We start from the raw sequence: 17,889 nt of genomic DNA on the forward strand, positions 1-17,889 counted from the left end.
GGATCCATCACATAGAGCAGGCGCGCAGTCATGATCAGGCCTCGGTGGATGCTTGTTTATAGTTGTAGCCGATCGGGTGCGGCATGTTGCGCGCCTTGGCCAGTTCGATCTGCTTCTGCCGATCGATGGCGCTGCGGCGGGTTTTCTCGCTCAGCTTGTCCCAGCAATGCGGGCAGCTGATGCCGGCCACGTAGTGCTCGGAGGCGCGATCTTCAACGCTGACCGGTGTGCGGCAGGCATGACATTGATCGTAGTCGCCTTCGCTGAGGTCGTGACGCACGGTCACCCGGTTGTCGAACACGAAGCAGTCACCCTGCCACTTGGTTTCTTCCTGCGGCACCTCTTCGAGGTACTTCAGGATGCCGCCCTTGAGGTGGTAAACCTCTTCGAACCCCTCGCCCAGCATGTAACTGGAGGCTTTCTCGCAGCGAATGCCGCCGGTGCAGAACATCGCGACCTTCTTGTGCACGGCCGGGTCGAAGTGTTCTTTGATGTAGTCGGGGAATTCGCGAAAACTGGTGGTTTTCGGATCGATGGCGCCTTCGAAGGTGCCGATCGCCACTTCGTAATCGTTGCGGGTGTCGATCAGCAGCACTTCCGGGTCGCTGATCAGCGCGTTCCAGTCCTGCGGCTCAACGTAGGTGCCGACCTTTTTGTTCGGGTCCACGCCTTCGACGCCAAGGGTGACGATCTCTTTCTTCAGCTTGACCTTGGTGCGGTAGAACGGCTGCTCGTCGCAGTACGACTCTTTGTGGTCGATGTCGATCATGCGCGGGTCGTTCTTCAGCCAGGCGAGCAGGCCGTCGATGCCTTCGCGGCTGCCGGACACGGTGCCGTTGATGCCTTCTTCGGCGATCAGCAGGGTGCCTTTGATACCGTTGTCGACCATCGCTTGCAGCAGTGGCTCGCGCAGGTCAACGTAATCTTCGAGGGTGACGAACTTATACAGTGCCGCCACGACAATCGGTTGTGTCATGGGTAATTCTCCAGGTGGCTACCCTCGCAAAGGGTGAACCGGATTCAAAAAAAACGCGCCGGCTGAGCGGCGCGTTGCGGATTCTAGCAAAAACAGGATCGTTATAGGATGTGCCGAGAACTCTGTGGCGAGGGGATTTATCCCCGATGGGCTGCGAAGCGGCCCCAAAACCCGCGAATGCAGTCTCTCAGGGATACCGCATTCTGTGGGTTTACGACTGCTGCGCAGCCGATCGAGGCGGTGCGACGTTTCGCTAAATCACCTCGCCACAAAAGCTCCCACACCACAAAAAGCCCGTTACATCCAAAGTCAGTGTTTGCTACCGCCGGCACAGGTCGGCGACGCCGGAGCGGCGCCCACTTCTGCCCATTCCTGCGGGGTGTAGGTGTGCAGCGCCAACGCATGGAACTCGCCCATCAGCTCGCCAAGCGTGCCGTAGACTTTCTGGTGGCGCTTGACCCGGTTCAGGCCTTCGAACTGCGCGCTGACCACCACTGCCTTGAAGTGCGTCTGTAACCCGCGACTGTGCATGTGGCTTTCGTCCAGCACTTGCAGATGCTCAGGCTGCAGCAGGCCCAGCGTCGATTCGATGCGTTGTTGCATGGTCATCACGAACTCCGCTTACTTCTTCTTGGCCGGCGCAGCGCCTTTCGGTGCCAGCTCGTTGGTCATGTCGTCGAGCAGCTTGTTGACGACAGGCACGGCGCTTTCCAGCTTGGCCTGAGTCATCTGGGCCGATTGCTGGGTCAGCTGCGGCATTTTCTCCAGGACTTTCTTGCCCAGTGGCGACTGGTAGAACGCGACCAGGTCTTTGAGCTCCGATTCGCTGAAGTTGCTGGTGTAGAGCTTGACCATGTCAGGCTTGAGCTTGTTCCAGCCGATGGCCTGGTCCAGGGCGGCGTTGGCCTTGGCCTGGTAGGTTTCCAGTACGGCTTTCTTGGATTCCGGGGCTTTGGTCTGTTCAAAACGCTGAGCGAACATTTGCTGCACTTGCATGTACACCGGAGTGCCCAGCTTGTCAGCGTGCGCCAGGGTCAGGAAAGCTTCAGCACTGGCGTTGTGGCTGGCGGTATCGGCAAGCACCTGGCCGCTGGCGCAAACCAGTGCAACCGCGGTGCAGATGGCACGAAGACGAGTCATCGAGTTTCCTTTTCAGCTAGGCGAGGTAAAACCCCAAGGGCGACCATTCTGCGCCTAAAAAACCTCGTGGCTCAACCCCCGAGCCTTGCCGCGCTTGATTGCCCGGGTTTTACCGGTCAACAATCGGTTCGAGGGAACCACCTGGGCCTGACCGGGCCTAAACTGCGCAAACGAACCAACAGGAGTGTGCACGATGAGCCGTATCGAAACCGACAGCCTGGGCCAGATCGAAGTCCCGGACGACGCCTACTGGGGTGCTCAGACGCAACGCTCGCTGATCAACTTCGCTATTGGTCAGGAACGCATGCCGCTGCCGGTACTGCACGCCCTGGCCCTGATCAAGAAAGCCGCTGCCCGGGTCAACGACCGCAACGGCGACCTGCCCGCCGACATTGCCCGCCTGATCGAACAAGCCGCCGACGAAGTGCTCGACGGTCAGCATGACGACCAGTTTCCGCTGGTGGTCTGGCAGACCGGCAGCGGCACCCAGAGCAACATGAACGTCAACGAAGTGATCGCCGGCCGTGCCAACGAACTGGCCGGCAATCCGCGCGGCGGCAAAACGCCGGTGCACCCCAACGATCACGTCAATCGCTCGCAAAGCTCCAACGACTGCTTCCCCACCGCCATGAGCATCGCCACTGCCAAAGCCGTGCAGGAGCAATTGCTGCCGGCGATCGCCGAGCTGTCCGGCGGCCTGGCCGAATTGGCCGCACGGCACATGAAACTGGTGAAGACCGGCCGCACGCACATGATGGACGCGACGCCGATCACCTTCGGTCAGGAGCTATCGGGGTTTATAGCGCAGCTGGATTACGCCGAACGGGCGATCCGCGCGGCACTGCCGGCGGTGTGTGAACTGGCGCAGGGCGGCACTGCCGTCGGCACCGGCCTGAATTCGCCGCACGGCTTTGGCGAAGCGATTGCCGCGGAACTCGCCGCGCTGTCCGGTCTGCCGTTCGTCACTGCGCCGAACAAGTTTGCCGCGCTGGCCGGGCATGAGCCGCTGACCAGCCTGTCCGGCGCCCTGAAGACCCTCGCCGTGGCGCTGATGAAAATCGCTAACGACCTGCGCCTGCTCGGCTCCGGCCCTCGCGCAGGCTTGGCCGAAGTCAAGCTGCCGGCCAACGAGCCGGGCAGTTCGATCATGCCCGGCAAGGTCAACCCGACCCAGTGCGAAGCGTTGTCGATGCTGGCCTGCCAGGTGTTGGGTAACGACGTCACCATCGGCATTGCGGCGAGTCAGGGTCACCTGCAACTGAACGTGTACAAACCGGTGATCATCCACAATGTGCTGCAATCGATCCGCCTGCTCGCCGACGGTTGTAGCAACTTCCAGCAGCACTGCATCGCCGGTCTTGAACCGGACGCGCAGGTCATGGCCCAGCACCTGGAACGCGGTCTGATGCTGGTGACAGCGCTGAACCCGCACATCGGTTACGACAAGTCGGCGGAAATCGCCAAGAAGGCTTACGGTGAGGGCCTGACCTTGCGTGAGGCGGCGCTGCAGCTGGGCTATCTGACCGATGAAGAGTTCGATGCCTGGGTGCGGCCGGAGAACATGATTGAGGCTGGCGCCAAGGGCTGAGTCCTGTAGCGCCTGACAGGCCGCCTTCGCGAGCAAGCCCGCTCCCACATTGGTACGGCATACACCGATCAAAATGTGGGAGCGGGCTTGCTCGCGAAGAACGATAAAGCGGTCTAACTGGCTGCAATTCGCATCCGCCGCGCCTTCAACCCGGCAATCAACGACGGCCCCAACGCCACCAGCGCCGACCCCAGCACCACCAGCACCGCCCCGCCATAACCCAGTCCATTGATCTGCTCGGCATGCACATATTCCGGCCACACCCCGGCGGCAATCGCCACCGCGCCAAAGGTCACCAACGGCGTGATCGCCAGCGTCGCACTGACCCGCGAGGCCTCCCAGTGCGCCAGTGCTTCAGCAAAGGCACCGTAGGCAATCAGCGTGTTCATGCAGCACGCCAGCAGCAGCCAGCCCTGCACCGGGCTCAGTTCCAGTGCTTCGAGCGGATGCACCCACGGTGTCAGCAACAGCGCGCAGAACAGGTAGATCACCATCATCACCTGCAACGAATTCCACACCGTGAGCAATTGCTTCTGCCCCAGTGCGTAGAAGGTCCAGACCGTCGAGGCCAGCAGCACCAGCAACACGCCGGCGGTGTAGTCCGACAATGAGGTGAGCAGTTCAGCCAGACGCTGATTGAAGAACAGCACAAAGCCGATCAGCAGCACCGCCAGGCCAATGCCCTGACCGATGCTGAAGCGCTCCTTGAACACAAACAGGCTGGCAATCAGCAACATGATCGGCCCCATCTGCACCACCAACTGCGCGGTGCCGGGGCTGAGCAGGTTAAGGCCCATCAGGTACAGCACGTAGTTGCCCACCAGCCCGAGCACCGCCATCAGCACCAGCCAGCCACCCCGGGGGCCGAGCACCTTGCGGCTCGGCAGGCGGCGCGTGGCTGCCAGGTAGATGAACAGGCAGCCGCCGGAGACCAACAGGCGAAACCAGGTCACCGTGATCGGGTCCATCACCAGCAGCACCTGCTTGAGTTTGATCGGCAGGATGCCCCACAAAAACGCCGTCAGCAGCGCCAGGAACAGACCGTAAACCCAGCGACCGGATGAAATGTGCATGCGAACCCCAATGCCTGCTGACGAGAGCGGTCATTCTAGGCCCGCCGACAGACGCAACACAGGGACAGTTCGGGCCAGGCCGCGAATGAAACTGTGCAGGTCGCAGCATTAAATTGACGCTTTGCCGTTGATCGGCTGGCGAGGCGCGCCAAGTGCTTCAGGCATAAGCTCATTGGATCCCTGCAACGGATCAATCAAGGAGCCGGATCATGTACGGAATGCGCGCCGATGACAGCGCCCCCGCCACGCACTTTCGCAGCGACCGGTTGTGCCGGGTCAATGGCGAACTGTTTTTCAGCACGCGGGAGAACACCCTTGAGGGGCCGTTCAACAGCGCCGAGAAGGCTGAGCAGGAAATTCAGGCGTATATCGCGCGGATGCAGCTTCTGGATTCCAACCGGTAAACCCGGTCGATCCCTTCGCGAGCAAGCTCGCTCCCACATTCTGATCGGTGTACGCCGTACCAATGTGGGAGCGAGCTTGCTCGCGAAGGCGTCCTGACAGTCAATACAAATCTGCAGGTTTAACGAACAGCCTCAAACAACCCCGTCGCCCCCATCCCGCCCCCCACGCACATGGTCACGATGCCGTAACGCAGGTTACGCCGCTGCAACTCACGCACCAGATGCCCGACCTGCCGCGAACCGGTCATGCCGAACGGGTGGCCGATGGAAATCGAGCCGCCATTGACGTTGTATTTGTCGTTGTCGATCTCCAGCCGATCGCGGGCATACAGGCATTGCGAGGCAAAAGCCTCGTTCAGCTCCCACAGATCGATATCCGCCACCTGCAAGCCTTTGGCCTTGAGCAGTTTCGGCACCGAGAACACCGGGCCGATGCCCATTTCGTCCGGCTCGCAACCGGCGACGGTGAAACCACGGAAAAACGCCTTCGGCTTGAGCCCCAGTTGCAGGGCTTTTTCCAGGCTCATCACCAGGGTCATCGACGCGCCGTCGGACAGCTGCGACGAGTTGCCGGCGGTGACCGAACCGTCCTCGGCAAACACCGGTTTCAGTCCGGCGAGACTTTCGTAAGTGGTGTCCGGACGGTTGCAGTCGTCGCGATCAACGATGCCGTCAAGGATCTGCACCTCACCACTGTTCTTGTCTTCGACCCGGTACTTGACCGCCATCGGCACGATTTCATCATTGAACAGCCCGGCCGCTTGCGCCTGGGCAGTGCGCAGCTGGCTTTGCAGCGCGTAACGATCCTGGGCCTCGCGGCTGACGTCGTAACGGCGCGCAACCACTTCGGCGGTCTGGCCCATGGTGTAGTAGATGCCCGGCACCTGCTGCTTGAGCAACGGGTTGATCAGGTGGTCGGTGTTGACGCTTTTCAGGGTCAGACTGATTGATTCGACGCCGCCGGCGACAATGATGTCGCTGCAACCGGAGGCGATCTGGTTGGCGGCAATCGCAATCGCCTGCAACCCCGAAGAACAGAAACGGTTGAGGGTCATGCCGGCCACGCCGGTGCCCAGACGCGACAGCACCGCCACGTTGCGGCCGATGTTGTAACCCTGCGCGCCCTCGTTGGAGCCGGCGCCGACAATGCAGTCCTCGACACTGGCCGGGTCGATATCGTTGCGCGACAACAGCGCGTTGACGCAATGGGCCGCCATGTCGTCGGGGCGGGTCTGGTTGAACTTGCCGCGAAAGGACTTGGCCAGGCCGGTCCGCACGCTGTCGACGATCACCACTTCACGCATGGCATACCTCAATTGTTGTTGTCGGAGGAGAGTTGACCGAGCATAAGTCCACCCTGCCGCCGACCGCGACAATCATTCACCCCGCGTATGCGGGTCCATCGGCTCAGTCCTTGTGTTTTTTCGCGCGTTTGTCGGACTTCGCGAATGCTTCCTCAAGCGCTCGGTTGATCGTGCGCAGGACCTTGATCCGGGCCCAGCGTTTGTCATTAGCCTCGACCAGCGTCCACGGCGAAATCTCGGTGCTGGTACGGTCGACCATATCGCCCACGGCGGCGCGGTAGGCGTCCCACTTGTCGCGGTTGCGCCAGTCGTCCTCAGTGATCTTGAAGCGCTTGAACGGAATCTGCTCGCGGGCCTGGAAGCGCTCCATCTGGGTGTCCTTGTCGATCGCCAGCCAGAACTTGACGACGATGACCCCGGCGTCGGCGATCTGCTCTTCGAAATCGTTGATCTCGCTGTAAGCCCGCAGCCAGTCGGCCGGGCTGCAGAAGCCCTCGACCCGCTCCACCAGCACCCGGCCATACCAGGAGCGGTCGAACACGGTGAACTTGCCCCGCGCCGGCAAATGCCGCCAGAAGCGCCACAGATACGGCTGCGCGCGCTCCTCCTCAGTGGGCGCGGCAATCGGCACGATGCTGTACTGCCGCGGATCGAGCGCCGCCGCGACCCGACGAATCGCCCCGCCCTTGCCCGCCGCATCGTTGCCTTCGAACACCGCCACCAATGCATGGCGGCGCATGCGCTTGTCACGCATCAGCCCGGACAACCGTGCCTGCTCGGTGATCAGTTGTTCTTCGTAGTCTTTCTTTTCCAGCCGCTGGTTCAGGTCGAGGCTGTCGAGCAGGTTGAGTTGATCGACCGCCGTGCCCAACGGGGCGGCGTTGACCTCTTCGGTATGCACCTCGGGGCGCTTGAGCGCATTCTGCAGGCCTTCCAGCAGGATTTTGCCGACGGCAAGACTGCGATAATTGGCGTCCATGCCTTCGATGATGTGCCATGGCGCGTAGTCGCGGCTGGTGCGGCGCAACACACGCTCGCCGTATTTGACGAACTTGTCGTAGGTCTGCGATTGCTGCCAGTCCAGCGGGCTGATGCGCCAGCTGTGCAGCGGGTCGTCGGCCAGCGCCTTGAGTCGCGCTTTCATCTGCTTCTTGGACAGGTGGAACCAGAACTTGAAGATCAGCGCGCCTTCATCGCAGAGCATTTTTTCCAGACGCTCGGCGGCGTTGATCGCCTGGTCCAGACGCGGATCCTTGAACAGACCGTGAACCCGGCCCTGAAGCATCTGGCTGTACCAGTTACCGAAGAACACGCCCATCCGTGTCCCTTGGCCGGGAGCATCCGCCAGTAACGCCACGCCGGTGGCCGCGCCAGCTCTTCATCGGTCTGCTGATCGAAAGTACGCACCTCGATCAGGCGCGGGTCCATCCACTCGTTGAGCAACTTGACGGTCTCGCCCTTGCCGGCGCCCTCGATGCCGTTGATCAGAATGATCACCGGAAAACGCTTCTGCTGCTGCAACTCGAACTGCGCTTCCAGCAGTGCTTCACGCAAGGCAGGTACAGCCGCGTCGTAAGTCTCTTTGTCGATGGCATGGCCGATTTCGGCGGATTCAAACATGGGGACGGCTCCTTCCAGGATTCAGCAAGACTAGCGGATTGGGCATGGGCGCGGCGGAGAAATTCCGCTCCTTTTGGCTTCAAGAAAAACTCTGTGGTGAGGGGATTTATCCCCGATGGGCAGCGCAGCGGCCCCAAAGCCATTCAACGCCAGATGCACGCTGGTAGCGGGATTGCGACTGCTACGCAGTCGATCGGGGATAAATCCCCTCGCCACAGGTTGCTCTGATCCGCGCCCAAATCGTTAATTGTCTTCGAGGCTGCACAGCCAGGCCTTGCCATGGATCAAGCACGCTCCGCCCGATCGGCTAGAATGGCCGCCTTGTCGTTGCCGAGCCTGCCATGAAACCTGTATTGCCCCACGCCCAACTCGACTGGGATGACCAGGGACGCCCACGTTCGCGGGTGTTCGATGATGTGTATTTTTCCGACCAGTCGGGGCTGGATGAAACCCGTTACGTGTTCCTCGAACAGAACCGTCTGGCCGAGCGCTTTGCCGCGCTGCCGGCCGATGGGCGACTGGTGATCGGCGAAACCGGCTTCGGCACCGGGCTGAATTTCCTTTGCGCCTGGCAGCTGTTCGAACAGCACGCGGTGGCCAGTGCGCGGCTGCATTTCGTCAGCGTCGAAAAATATCCGCTGAGTCCGACGGATCTGCAACGGGCGCTGGCCTTGTGGCCGGAGCTCAAGCCACTGGCCGATCAACTGCTGACGCATTACGTGGCGATCCATCAGGGCTTTCAGCGGATCGTTCTCGGTAATGGCCGAGTGACGCTGACGCTGCTGATCGGCGATGCGCTGGAGCAACTGCCGCAACTCGATGCGCAGATTGATGCGTGGTTTCTCGACGGTTTCGCCCCGGCGAAAAACCCCGACATGTGGACCGCTGAATTGTTCGTCGAACTGGCGCGACTGGCGGCGCCGGGCTCGACCATCAGCACCTTCACCAGCACCGGCTGGGTGCGGCGTCTGCTCAATGCGGCCGGGTTCAAGATGAAACGCACGCCGGGCATCGGCCACAAGTGGGAGATCCTGCGCGGCGAGTTTCTCGGCTGGCCGCAGGACGTCGCGCCACCGCTGCCGGACAAACCGTGGTTCGCCCGCCCTGCCCCGCAAACCGGTGAACGTCGGGCGCTGGTGATCGGCGCCGGGCTGGCCGGTTGTGCGACCGCTGCCAGCCTCGCCGCGCGCGGTTGGCAAGTCAGTCTGCTGGAGCGTCACCAGGCCGTGGCGCAGGAGGCGTCGGGCAATCCGCAGGGCGTGCTCTATCTGAAATTGTCGGCCCACGGCACCGCGTTGTCGCAACTGATCGTCTGCGGCTTCGGCTACACCCGCCGTCTGCTGGAAACCCTGCAACGCGGCACCGACTGGGACGATTGCGGCGTGCTGCAACTGGCTTTCAATGCCAAGGAAGCCGAGCGTCAGGCGCAACTGGCCGCGGCATTCCCGGAAGATCTGGTGCACTGGCTTGATCAGCCGCAAGCCGAAATCCAAGCCGGGATTGCGCTGGCACACGGCGGGCTGTTCTACCCCGAAGGGGGCTGGGTGCATCCACCCGCGCTGTGCCAGGCGCAAGCCGCGCAAGCGAACATCGAACTGCTCAAGCATCACGAAGTGCTGGAACTGCGCAAGGTCGAGGGTCAGTGGCAAGCCCTCGACGGCGAGCGCGTGCTCGCCAGCGCGCCGGTGGTGATATTGGCCGGCGCGGCGGAGATCAAACGTTTTGCGCAAAGTGCCGAGTTGCCGCTTAAGCGCATTCGCGGGCAAATCACGCGCCTGCCGCAAACCACCGAGAGCCAGACACTGCGCACCGTGGTCTGCGCCGAAGGTTATGTCGCGCCGGCACGCTTGGGCGAACACACGCTGGGTGCGAGTTTTGACTTCAACAGCGATGACCTGACACCGACCACCGCCGAACACGTGGGCAATCTGGCGATGCTCGAAGAGATCTCCGGCGATCTGGTGGCGCGCCTGCACATCAATCAACTGCCCCCGGAAACTCTGGAGGGACGCGCCGCATTCCGCTGCACCAGCCCCGATTATCTGCCGATCGTCGGCCCCCTCGCCGACCGCACAGCCTTCGCTCAGGCCTATGCGGCGTTGAGCAAGGATGCACGACAAGTGCCGGACATCGCCTGCCCTTGGCTCGATGGCCTGTACGTCAACAGCGGCCACGGTTCACGCGGGCTGATCACCGCGCCGCTGTCGGGCGAACTGCTCGCGGCGTGGCTGGACAACGAGCCGCTGCCACTGCCCCGAAGCGTCGCCGAGGCCTGCCATCCCAATCGTTTTGCACTGCGCACGTTGATTCGCGGCAAATGAAAAATCGCGACTGGCCGCTGGTCAGTCGCCCCCTCTTATAACTCATCGTTCTAAAACTCCCACATCTGCAGCGGGTCAGTTTCTGAGTACCGGCCATTTTGGCCTGACTTGAATGACCCCTCCCCAACGGAAAAACCGGTAAGGACTTTATGTGCGGATTAGCTGGCGAGTTACGTTTTGATCATCAACCTGCAGACCTTGCAGCGGTAGAGCGAATCACCCATCACCTGGCCCCTCGCGGCCCCGATGCGTGGGGCTTCCATGCCCAAGGGCCGATTGCCCTGGGCCATCGTCGCCTGAAAATCATGGACCTGTCGGACGGCTCGGCGCAGCCGATGATCGACAGCCAACTGGGTTTGTCCCTGGCCTTCAACGGCGCGATCTACAACTTCCCGGAACTGCGCGCCGAACTCGAAGCACTCGGCTACGCCTTCTATTCCGGTGGCGACACCGAAGTGCTGCTCAAGGGCTACCACGCCTGGGGCGAAGCGCTGCTGCCGAAACTCAACGGCATGTTCGCGTTCGCCATCTGGGAGCGTGATGCCCAGCGCCTGTTCATCGCTCGCGACCGTCTCGGCGTGAAGCCTTTGTACCTGTCGCGCACCGGCCAGCGTTTGCGCTTTGCCTCGGCCCTGCCGGCGCTGCTCAAGGGCGGCGACATCAACCCGATCCTCGATCCGGTGGCGCTCAATCACTACCTGAATTTCCATGCAGTAGTGCCGGCTCCACGCACCTTGCTCGCGGGCATCGAAAAGCTGCCGCCAGCGACCTGGATGCGCGTCGAAGCCGATGGCCGCACCGAACAGAAAACCTGGTGGACCCTGCCCTACGGCCCACACGACGACGAGAAAAACCTGACGCTCGAAGACTGGCGCGACCGTGTGCTCGATAGCACCCGTGAAGCGGTAGCGATTCGGCAACGGGCGGCGGTGGATGTCGGTGTGCTGCTGTCCGGCGGTGTCGATTCGAGCATGCTCGTCGGCCTGCTGCGAGAAGTCGGGGTGGAGAACCTGTCGACCTTTTCCATCGGTTTTCAGGATGCCGGCGGCGAGCGTGGCGATGAATTCCAGTATTCCGATCTGATCGCCAAGCACTACGGCACTCAACATCATCAATTGCGCATCGACGAAAAAGAGATCATCGAGCAACTGCCCGCTGCGTTCCGTGCGATGAGCGAGCCGATGGTCAGCCACGACTGCATCGCCTTCTACCTGCTGTCGCGCGAAGTGGCCAAGCACTGCAAAGTGGTGCAAAGCGGCCAGGGCGCCGACGAACTGTTCGCCGGTTATCACTGGTACCCGCAAGTCGACGGTGCGGCGGATCCATACGCAGCCTATCGCGCGGCGTTCTTCGACCGCAGCTACGACGACTACGCCGCTACCGTGCAACCGAAATGGTTGACCGCGAATGACGCGGCCGGCGACTTCGTGAAAGAACACTTCGCCCAACCCGGCGCCGATGCCGCAGTCGATAAAGCCTTGCGTCTGGACAGCACGGTGATGCTGGTGGATGACCCGGTCAAACGTGTCGACAACATGACCATGGCCTGGGGCCTGGAGGCTCGCACGCCGTTTCTCGACTATCGCCTGGTGGAACTCTCGGCGCGGATTCCCGGCCAGTTCAAGCTGCCGGACGGCGGCAAACAGGTACTCAAAGAAGCTGCACGTCTGGTGATTCCAAGCGAAGTGATCGACCGCAAGAAAGGTTACTTCCCGGTGCCGGGCCTCAAGCACTTGCAAGGCGACACCCTGAACTGGGTGCGTGAACTGCTGCTGGATCCGAGCCAGGATCGCGGTCTGTTCAACCCGGCCATGCTCGACAAATTGCTGACTGATCCGCAAGGCCAACTGACGCCATTGCGCGGCTCGAAACTGTGGCAACTGGCGGCCCTGAACCTGTGGCTCAGTGAACAAGGAATCTGATTGATGAAACCTCACGCCACAGCGATCAATCAGCGCCTGTTACGCGGTCAGACACCGTCGTATGAACGCTTGCAGGCGCGTCTGGCCGAAGACGGCAGCGAACTCGGCGCCGACCCCATTGCCGTGCATTGCGGCTGGGGCCGGTTGCTGATCGGTCACACCTTTCCTGACCCGGCGACCCTGGCGCAGGAACTGCTCAACGAACAGCCCGGCGAACGCGATATCGCCCTGTACGTCGCCGCACCGCAGCAGATTCTCGGGCTGGAACCGACGCAACTGTTTCTCGACCCATCCGATACTCTGCGCCTGTGGTTCAGCGATTACCGCCAGGCCACCCGCGTGTTTCGCGGCTTCCGCATTCGCCGCGCGCAAAGCGAAGCGGACTGGCAAGCGATCAATCTGCTGTATCAGGCACGCGGCATGTTGCCGATCGATGCCACGCGCCTGACCCCGCATCATCAGGGCGGCCCGGTGTACTGGCTGGCCGAAGATGAAGACAGCGGCGCGGTGATCGGCAGCGTCATGGGCCTCAATCACCAGAAAGCCTTCAACGATCCGGAACATGGCAGCAGCCTGTGGTGCCTGGCGGTGGATCCGCAGTGCTCGCGGCCCGGTGTCGGTGAAGTGCTGGTGCGGCATTTGATCGAGCACTTCATGAGTCGCGGTCTGAGTTATCTGGATCTGTCGGTGCTGCATGACAACCGTCAGGCCAAAAATCTTTACGCCAAGCTCGGTTTTCGCAACCTCTCGACCTTCGCCATCAAGCGCAAGAACGGCATCAATCAGACGCTGTTCCTCGGGCCCGGGCCGGAAGCCAACTTCAACCCTTATGCGAGGATCATCGTCGAGGAAGCGCACCGGCGCGGCATCGACGTGCAAGTGGATGATGCCGAAGCCGGGTTGTTCACCCTCAGCCACGGTGGACGCCGGGTGCGTTGCCGCGAATCGTTGAGCGACCTGACCAGCGCGATCAGCATGAGTCTGTGTCAGGACAAAAGCCTGACCCACAAGGTGTTGAAGGCCGCCGGGCTGAAACTGCCTTCGCAGCAACTGGCGGGCAACGCCGACGACAACCTGGCGTTTCTTGACGAGCATCAGCGTGTGGTGGTCAAGCCGCTCGACGGCGAACAGGGCCAGGGTGTGGCGGTCGATCTGCAGAGCATCGAAGAGGTGCAGCAGGCCATCGAAGCCGCCAAACATTTTGACAGCCGTGTGCTGCTCGAAAGCTTCCACGAAGGTCTCGACCTGCGGATTCTGGTGATCGGTTTTGAAGTGGTGGCCGCAGCAATTCGTCGTCCCGCCGAGGTGGTCGGTGACGGCCATCATTCGATCGGTGCATTGATCGAGGCGCAGAGCCGGCGTCGGCAAGCCGCTACCAGTGGCGAGAGCAAGATCCCGCTGGATCACGAAACCCAACGCACCCTGCACGCGGCCGGGTATGACTACAGCAGCATCCTGCCGGCGGGCGAGCACCTGTTCGTGCGTCGCACGGCCAATCTGCACACCGGTGGCACGCTGGAAGACGTTACGGCGATTCTGCATCCGACCCTGGTCGATGCCGCCGTCCGTGCGGCGCGAGCGCTGGACATTCCGATGGTCGGCCTCGACCTGATGGTGCCGGCGGCGGATCAACCGGAGTACGTGTTTATCGAAGCCAACGAACGCGCGGGGCTGGCCAATCATGAGCCGCAGCCGACGGCGGAGCGCTTTGTAGATTTGTTGTTTCCGCACAGTCAGCCGGCTGTTTCTTGATTCCGAGGTGTCAGGACTGACGCCTTCGCGAGCAAGCCCGCTCCCACAGGTTCAACGCATTCCAAATGTGGGAGCGGGCTTGCTCGCGAAGGGGCCGGATCAGGCACTACAAATCTTTCCCCTCATCGAAACCATCGATGCGCCTCAACTCATCAGGAGTTTCCATGACCACTCAAATCCCTGAACCGGATCTGAACTACCTGCAAAAAGTCCTGCTGGAAATGCTCGCCATTCCCAGCCCCACCGGGTTCACCGACACCATCGTGCGCTACGTCGCCGAGCGTCTGGAAGAACTTGGCATCCCTTTCGAAATGACCCGTCGCGGCACCATTCGCGCCACCCTCAAGGGCAAGAAAAACAGCCCCGACCGCGCCGTCTCCGCGCACCTCGACACCATCGGCGCCGCAGTGCGTGCAGTGAAAGACAACGGTCGTCTGACCCTGGCCCCGGTCGGTTGCTGGTCGAGCCGGTTTGCCGAGGGCAGCCGGGTCAGCCTGTTCACCGACAATGGCGTGATTCGCGGCAGCGTGTTGCCGCTGATGGCCTCCGGGCACGCGTTTAACACTGCCGTAGACGAAATGCCGATCAGCTGGGATCACGTCGAGCTGCGCCTGGATGCCTACTGCGCGACCAAGGCCGATTGCGACTCGCTGGGCATCAGCGTCGGCGACGTGGTGGCGTTCGACCCGCTGCCGGAGTTCACCGACAGCGGTCACATCAGCGCCCGTCACCTCGACGACAAGGCCGGGGTTGCGGCATTGCTCGCTGCGCTCAAAGCCATCGTCGAGAGCGGTCAGGAGTTGATGATCGACTGTCACCCACTGTTCACCATCACTGAAGAAACCGGTAGCGGTGCGGCGGCGGCATTGCCATGGGACGTCAGCGAATTCGTCGGTATCGACATCGCGCCGGTCGCACCCGGCCAGCACTCCAGCGAACACGCGGTGAGCGTGGCGATGCAGGATTCCGGTGGCCCTTACGACTATCACCTGTCGCGGCATTTGCTGCGTCTGGCCGGTGAAAACGAACTGCCGGTGCGGCGCGACCTGTTCCGCTATTACTTCAGCGACGCGCATTCGGCGGTGACTGCCGGGCACGATATCCGCACCGCCCTGCTCGCCTTTGGCTGCGACGCGACCCATGGTTATGAACGTACGCACATCGACAGTCTGGCGGCGCTCAGTCGTTTGCTCGGGGCGTACATTCTGAGTCCGCCGGTATTTGCCAGCGATGCGGCGCCGGCCAATGCTTCGCTGGATCGCTTCAGTCACCAGATCGAACATGAGACACAGATGGAGAGCGATACGCGAGTGCCGTCGGTGGACAGTCTGGTGGGGCAGCGCTCCGACAGTTGAATCCTTGTTATCTGAACTATGGCTATCGCGAGCAGGCTCACTCCTACAGTTGGAATGCATTTCCTTGTAGGAGTGAGCCTGCTCGCGATGAGGCCGGTACAAACCACACAAAACTGGCAGCCAGCCACCAATCGCCGTAGCATCCCGCCATTGATTTAGCCGAGGTGCCCATGCTGATTCCCTACGACGCTCTTGAAGTCGACACCCTCACCCGCCTGATCGAGGACTTCGTCACCCGCGACGGCACCGACAACGGTGATGACACACCGCTGGAAACCCGCGTGCTGCGCGTGCGCCAGGCGCTGACCAAAGGCCAGGCGCTGATCGTCTTCGACCCGGAAAGCGAACAATGCCAGTTGATGCTCAAACACGATGTGCCCAAGCATCTGTTCGACTAGCGGACCTTTTCGGTGACCTGTTTGCGCTGGATCCGCTGATAGACTTCAGAACGGTGCACATTGACCTTCTGCGGCGCCTCGACACCAAAGCGCACGCTGGAACCGTTGACTGACAGTACGCGCACGGAAATGTCGTCACCGATGGAAATCAACTCGCCCACTACACGGCTGAGTACAAGCATGGAATTTATCCTTCAGGGTTAGCCAGGCCTGAAGATGCGCGGTGGGCGCGCGCTCGACAATACGTCGTGAGCAATTCAGTCTTGCCCTACACCCACAAGCGCTGCGCCCGTCAGACATTTCCTGCAAATCACTAAACAGCCTCGCCTCACGGGGCGGAAAAGCGCGGACCGAACAGAATCACGCTCGCGCCGATCACGCACAGCGCCACGCCGATCCAGTCCGAACCCAAAGGGCGAACGCGCTCGACCACCGCCAGCCAGCCGATCGACGCGACGATGTAGATCCCGCCATACGCGGCATAGGCGCGCCCGGCGTAGGCCGCTTCGACGCGGGTCAGCAACAGGGCGAACAGGGTCAGGCTGAGCAGCGCCGGGATCACCCACAAGGCACTCTTGCCCTGACGCAGCCACATGAAAAAGGCGAAACAACCGGCGATTTCAAACAGCGCCGCAAGGAAGAACCACAGGTAATTGAGCATTGATGTGTCTCGACAGGGTGACCATTGCGGCCACCCTAACGACGCGACACCCTTCGGGCAAGTTCAGCCGTTGGTTTGTCTGGCCTTGGCGCGCATTTTATCGGCCATGGTGGTCATTTCGTTGTAGATCAGTTGCGGGTTCTTCTGTTTGATCGCCCAGGCCATGCGCCCCTGCTCGTGCGGCAGGATCATGAATTCGCCGGCAGCCACTTGCTGGTAGATATAGTCTGCAATGTCGGCAGCTGTGATCGGCGAACTTTCCAGCAACTTGCCGACCTGGGCTTTCATGGCCGGGGTCGGACCACGGAACGAGTCGAGCAAGTTGGTCTGGAAGAACGACGGGCAGACCACATGCACGCTGACTTCCTGCTGCGCCAGTTCGATCAGCAAACTTTCCGACAGCGCCACTACACCGGCCTTGGCCACGTTGTAGTTGCTCATCGCCGGGCCCTGCATCAGTGCAGCCATCGAAGCGATGTTGATGATCTTGCCTTTGCTCTGTTCGAGCAGCGGCAGGAACGCCTTGCAGCCCTTGACCACCCCCATCAGGTTGATCGCGATCTGCCAGTCCCAATCCTCCAGCGACAGTTCGCTGAAGAATCCGCCGGACGCCACACCGGCGTTGTTGACGATGACATCGATACCGCCGAGCTTCACTTCGCAAGCCTGGGCAAACGCGGTGAGCTGGCTGTAGTCACGCACATCGCAACGTTGGGTGAAACCGTCACCACCGGCCTCGCGCACCCGCTTCAGGGTTTCCTGCAGGCCAGGTTCGCTGACGTCGGACAAGGCCAGCTGCCAGCCTTCACGCGCCCAGCGCAGCGCGATTTCGCGACCCAAACCTGAGCCCGCACCCGTGATCATCATGCGATTTTGCATAGCAGACAGCCTTGTTGTTCCGTAGGAGATGCGCGGAGTGTAGCGAAGGAACACTGGCCACCCACGCTCCATCAGATTGCTGAATACAGGATCAAAAGATCGCAGCCTTCGGCAGCGCCTACATGAATTCCCTGTAGGAGCTGCCGAAGGCTGCGATCTTTTGATCTCGCGCTTTAAAGGAAATAAACGAGTAATCCAAATACATTAAAAAAACATTGAATTTTCTTTCATTCGCACCGGTCGGAATTTGTAAGCCGTCTGGAATTAGTTAGCCTCCAGTCGCCCTTGAACACCAAGTCTTCTCGAACGCTATAAACAAGGAAATCGACATGGGCACAATTCTTATCATTATCCTGATCCTGTTGCTGATCGGTGGTCTGCCGGTCTTCCCGCACTCCAGAAGTTGGGGTTATGGTCCTTCGGGCATTATCGGCGTGGTGTTGGTGGTGCTGTTGGTCTTGCTGTTACTTGGCAGGATATAAAACCCCAAGACAAA

The 17,889-nt window shown here is 61.2% G+C and carries 16 protein-coding genes and 1 pseudogene; 8 read left to right on the forward strand and 9 right to left on the reverse strand.

Annotated elements, in window-relative coordinates; translation table 11 throughout:
- Positions 1-34: 34 nt before the first annotated feature.
- The 3 genes from E3Z29_RS23110 to E3Z29_RS23120 all read right to left on the reverse strand — a co-directional run bounded on the left by E3Z29_RS23110 (position 35) and on the right by E3Z29_RS23120 (position 2,116).
- Positions 35-976 carry a rhodanese-related sulfurtransferase gene (locus E3Z29_RS23110; RefSeq protein ID WP_027612407.1) on the reverse strand — a complete coding sequence of 314 codons (942 nt, stop codon included), beginning with the start codon at positions 974-976 and terminating at the stop codon, positions 35-37.
- 309 nt (positions 977-1,285) lie between these two features.
- Complete coding sequence (locus tag E3Z29_RS23115; protein ID WP_003226935.1) at positions 1,286-1,585, reverse strand: BolA family transcriptional regulator; 300 nt, start codon at positions 1,583-1,585, stop codon at positions 1,286-1,288.
- 12 nt (positions 1,586-1,597) lie between these two features.
- On the reverse strand, positions 1,598-2,116 hold the full coding sequence (locus E3Z29_RS23120) for a DUF2059 domain-containing protein (protein WP_003226938.1): 519 nt from the start codon (positions 2,114-2,116) through the stop codon (positions 1,598-1,600).
- A gap of 193 nt (positions 2,117-2,309) precedes the next feature.
- Here E3Z29_RS23120 and E3Z29_RS23125 point away from each other — a divergent pair, with 193 nt between their 5' ends.
- Positions 2,310-3,704, forward strand: a complete 1,395-nt coding sequence (locus E3Z29_RS23125; RefSeq protein WP_095668619.1) for a class II fumarate hydratase — start codon at positions 2,310-2,312, stop codon at positions 3,702-3,704.
- Between the two features lie 113 nt (positions 3,705-3,817).
- Here the strand turns inward: E3Z29_RS23125 and E3Z29_RS23130 are convergent, their stop codons facing one another.
- Positions 3,818-4,777, reverse strand: coding sequence for a DMT family transporter (locus tag E3Z29_RS23130; protein ID WP_134787053.1), 960 nt, complete (start codon positions 4,775-4,777; stop codon positions 3,818-3,820).
- Positions 4,778-4,986: 209 nt separating this feature from the next.
- On the opposite strand from E3Z29_RS23130, the gene E3Z29_RS23135 reads away from it, so the two are divergent.
- On the forward strand, positions 4,987-5,181 hold the full coding sequence (locus E3Z29_RS23135) for a DUF6316 family protein (protein ID WP_134787054.1): 195 nt from the start codon (positions 4,987-4,989) through the stop codon (positions 5,179-5,181).
- 119 nt (positions 5,182-5,300) lie between these two features.
- On the opposite strand, the gene E3Z29_RS23140 is transcribed toward E3Z29_RS23135, so the two are convergent.
- Both E3Z29_RS23140 and pap read right to left on the reverse strand, forming a co-directional pair.
- Positions 5,301-6,485: a thiolase family protein gene (locus E3Z29_RS23140; protein WP_134787055.1), complete on the reverse strand. Its 1,185-nt coding sequence runs from the start codon at positions 6,483-6,485 to the stop codon at positions 5,301-5,303.
- Between the two features lie 103 nt (positions 6,486-6,588).
- Positions 6,589-8,105 (reverse strand): annotated as a pseudogene (pap, locus tag E3Z29_RS23145) (polyphosphate:AMP phosphotransferase).
- A 341-nt stretch (positions 8,106-8,446) separates the two neighbouring features.
- On the opposite strand from pap, the gene mnmC reads away from it, so the two are divergent.
- The 5 genes from mnmC to E3Z29_RS23170 all read left to right on the forward strand — a co-directional run bounded on the left by mnmC (position 8,447) and on the right by E3Z29_RS23170 (position 15,853).
- On the forward strand, positions 8,447-10,426 hold the full coding sequence (mnmC, locus tag E3Z29_RS23150) for a bifunctional tRNA (5-methylaminomethyl-2-thiouridine)(34)-methyltransferase MnmD/FAD-dependent 5-carboxymethylaminomethyl-2-thiouridine(34) oxidoreductase MnmC (protein ID WP_134787056.1): 1,980 nt from the start codon (positions 8,447-8,449) through the stop codon (positions 10,424-10,426).
- 149 nt (positions 10,427-10,575) lie between these two features.
- Complete coding sequence (locus E3Z29_RS23155; protein WP_047598738.1) at positions 10,576-12,348, forward strand: N-acetylglutaminylglutamine amidotransferase; 1,773 nt, start codon at positions 10,576-10,578, stop codon at positions 12,346-12,348.
- Between the two features lie 3 nt (positions 12,349-12,351).
- Positions 12,352-14,100 carry an N-acetylglutaminylglutamine synthetase gene (gene ngg / locus E3Z29_RS23160; protein ID WP_103484706.1) on the forward strand — a complete coding sequence of 583 codons (1,749 nt, stop codon included), beginning with the start codon at positions 12,352-12,354 and terminating at the stop codon, positions 14,098-14,100.
- A gap of 164 nt (positions 14,101-14,264) precedes the next feature.
- Entirely contained in the window at positions 14,265-15,455 is a 1,191-nt protein-coding gene (locus tag E3Z29_RS23165; protein ID WP_027612398.1) for an osmoprotectant NAGGN system M42 family peptidase, read from the forward strand.
- Between the two features lie 170 nt (positions 15,456-15,625).
- Entirely contained in the window at positions 15,626-15,853 is a 228-nt protein-coding gene (locus E3Z29_RS23170) for a YheU family protein (RefSeq protein ID WP_003192759.1), read from the forward strand.
- On the opposite strand, the gene csrA is transcribed toward E3Z29_RS23170, so the two are convergent.
- The 3 genes from csrA to E3Z29_RS23185 form a co-directional block, all read right to left on the reverse strand.
- A complete protein-coding gene (csrA, locus tag E3Z29_RS23175; RefSeq protein ID WP_027612397.1) occupies positions 15,850-16,035 on the reverse strand; it encodes a carbon storage regulator CsrA in 186 nt (61 codons plus the stop codon). The genes E3Z29_RS23170 and csrA overlap by 4 nt on opposite strands.
- 146 nt (positions 16,036-16,181) lie before the next feature.
- Positions 16,182-16,514 (reverse strand): YnfA family protein, encoded by a 333-nt coding sequence (locus E3Z29_RS23180; RefSeq protein WP_096794907.1) that lies wholly within the window; start codon positions 16,512-16,514, stop codon positions 16,182-16,184.
- A gap of 63 nt (positions 16,515-16,577) precedes the next feature.
- Complete coding sequence (locus tag E3Z29_RS23185; protein ID WP_097088415.1) at positions 16,578-17,393, reverse strand: SDR family oxidoreductase; 816 nt, start codon at positions 17,391-17,393, stop codon at positions 16,578-16,580.
- Between the two features lie 323 nt (positions 17,394-17,716).
- Between E3Z29_RS23185 and E3Z29_RS23190 the strand changes: the two genes are divergently transcribed.
- Positions 17,717-17,875: a DUF3309 family protein gene (locus E3Z29_RS23190; RefSeq protein WP_169432680.1), complete on the forward strand. Its 159-nt coding sequence runs from the start codon at positions 17,717-17,719 to the stop codon at positions 17,873-17,875.
- Positions 17,876-17,889: the final 14 nt, after the last annotated feature.

Source organism: Pseudomonas sp. S150, from assembly GCF_004526365.1.
Classification (GTDB): domain Bacteria; phylum Pseudomonadota; class Gammaproteobacteria; order Pseudomonadales; family Pseudomonadaceae; genus Aquipseudomonas; species Aquipseudomonas putida_A.

What these genes read in the sequence shown, in the direction of transcription:
- E3Z29_RS23135 (WP_134787054.1), top strand. Translation starts at nt 4,987, where the DNA reads ATGTACGGAATGCGCGCCGATGACAGCGCCCCCGCCACGCACTTTCGC.
- mnmC (WP_134787056.1), top strand. Translation starts at nt 8,447, where the DNA reads ATGAAACCTGTATTGCCCCACGCCCAACTCGACTGGGATGACCAGGGA.
- E3Z29_RS23140 (WP_134787055.1), bottom strand. Translation starts at nt 6,485, where the DNA reads ATGCGTGAAGTGGTGATCGTCGACAGCGTGCGGACCGGCCTGGCCAAG.
- E3Z29_RS23165 (WP_027612398.1), top strand. Translation starts at nt 14,265, where the DNA reads ATGACCACTCAAATCCCTGAACCGGATCTGAACTACCTGCAAAAAGTC.
- E3Z29_RS23120 (WP_003226938.1), bottom strand. Translation starts at nt 2,116, where the DNA reads ATGACTCGTCTTCGTGCCATCTGCACCGCGGTTGCACTGGTTTGCGCC.
- ngg (WP_103484706.1), top strand. Translation starts at nt 12,352, where the DNA reads ATGAAACCTCACGCCACAGCGATCAATCAGCGCCTGTTACGCGGTCAG.
- E3Z29_RS23115 (WP_003226935.1), bottom strand. Translation starts at nt 1,585, where the DNA reads ATGACCATGCAACAACGCATCGAATCGACGCTGGGCCTGCTGCAGCCT.
- E3Z29_RS23110 (WP_027612407.1), bottom strand. Translation starts at nt 976, where the DNA reads ATGACACAACCGATTGTCGTGGCGGCACTGTATAAGTTCGTCACCCTC.
- E3Z29_RS23180 (WP_096794907.1), bottom strand. Translation starts at nt 16,514, where the DNA reads ATGCTCAATTACCTGTGGTTCTTCCTTGCGGCGCTGTTTGAAATCGCC.
- E3Z29_RS23130 (WP_134787053.1), bottom strand. Translation starts at nt 4,777, where the DNA reads ATGCACATTTCATCCGGTCGCTGGGTTTACGGTCTGTTCCTGGCGCTG.
- E3Z29_RS23170 (WP_003192759.1), top strand. Translation starts at nt 15,626, where the DNA reads ATGCTGATTCCCTACGACGCTCTTGAAGTCGACACCCTCACCCGCCTG.
- E3Z29_RS23155 (WP_047598738.1), top strand. Translation starts at nt 10,576, where the DNA reads ATGTGCGGATTAGCTGGCGAGTTACGTTTTGATCATCAACCTGCAGAC.
- E3Z29_RS23125 (WP_095668619.1), top strand. Translation starts at nt 2,310, where the DNA reads ATGAGCCGTATCGAAACCGACAGCCTGGGCCAGATCGAAGTCCCGGAC.
- csrA (WP_027612397.1), bottom strand. Translation starts at nt 16,035, where the DNA reads ATGCTTGTACTCAGCCGTGTAGTGGGCGAGTTGATTTCCATCGGTGAC.
- E3Z29_RS23185 (WP_097088415.1), bottom strand. Translation starts at nt 17,393, where the DNA reads ATGCAAAATCGCATGATGATCACGGGTGCGGGCTCAGGTTTGGGTCGC.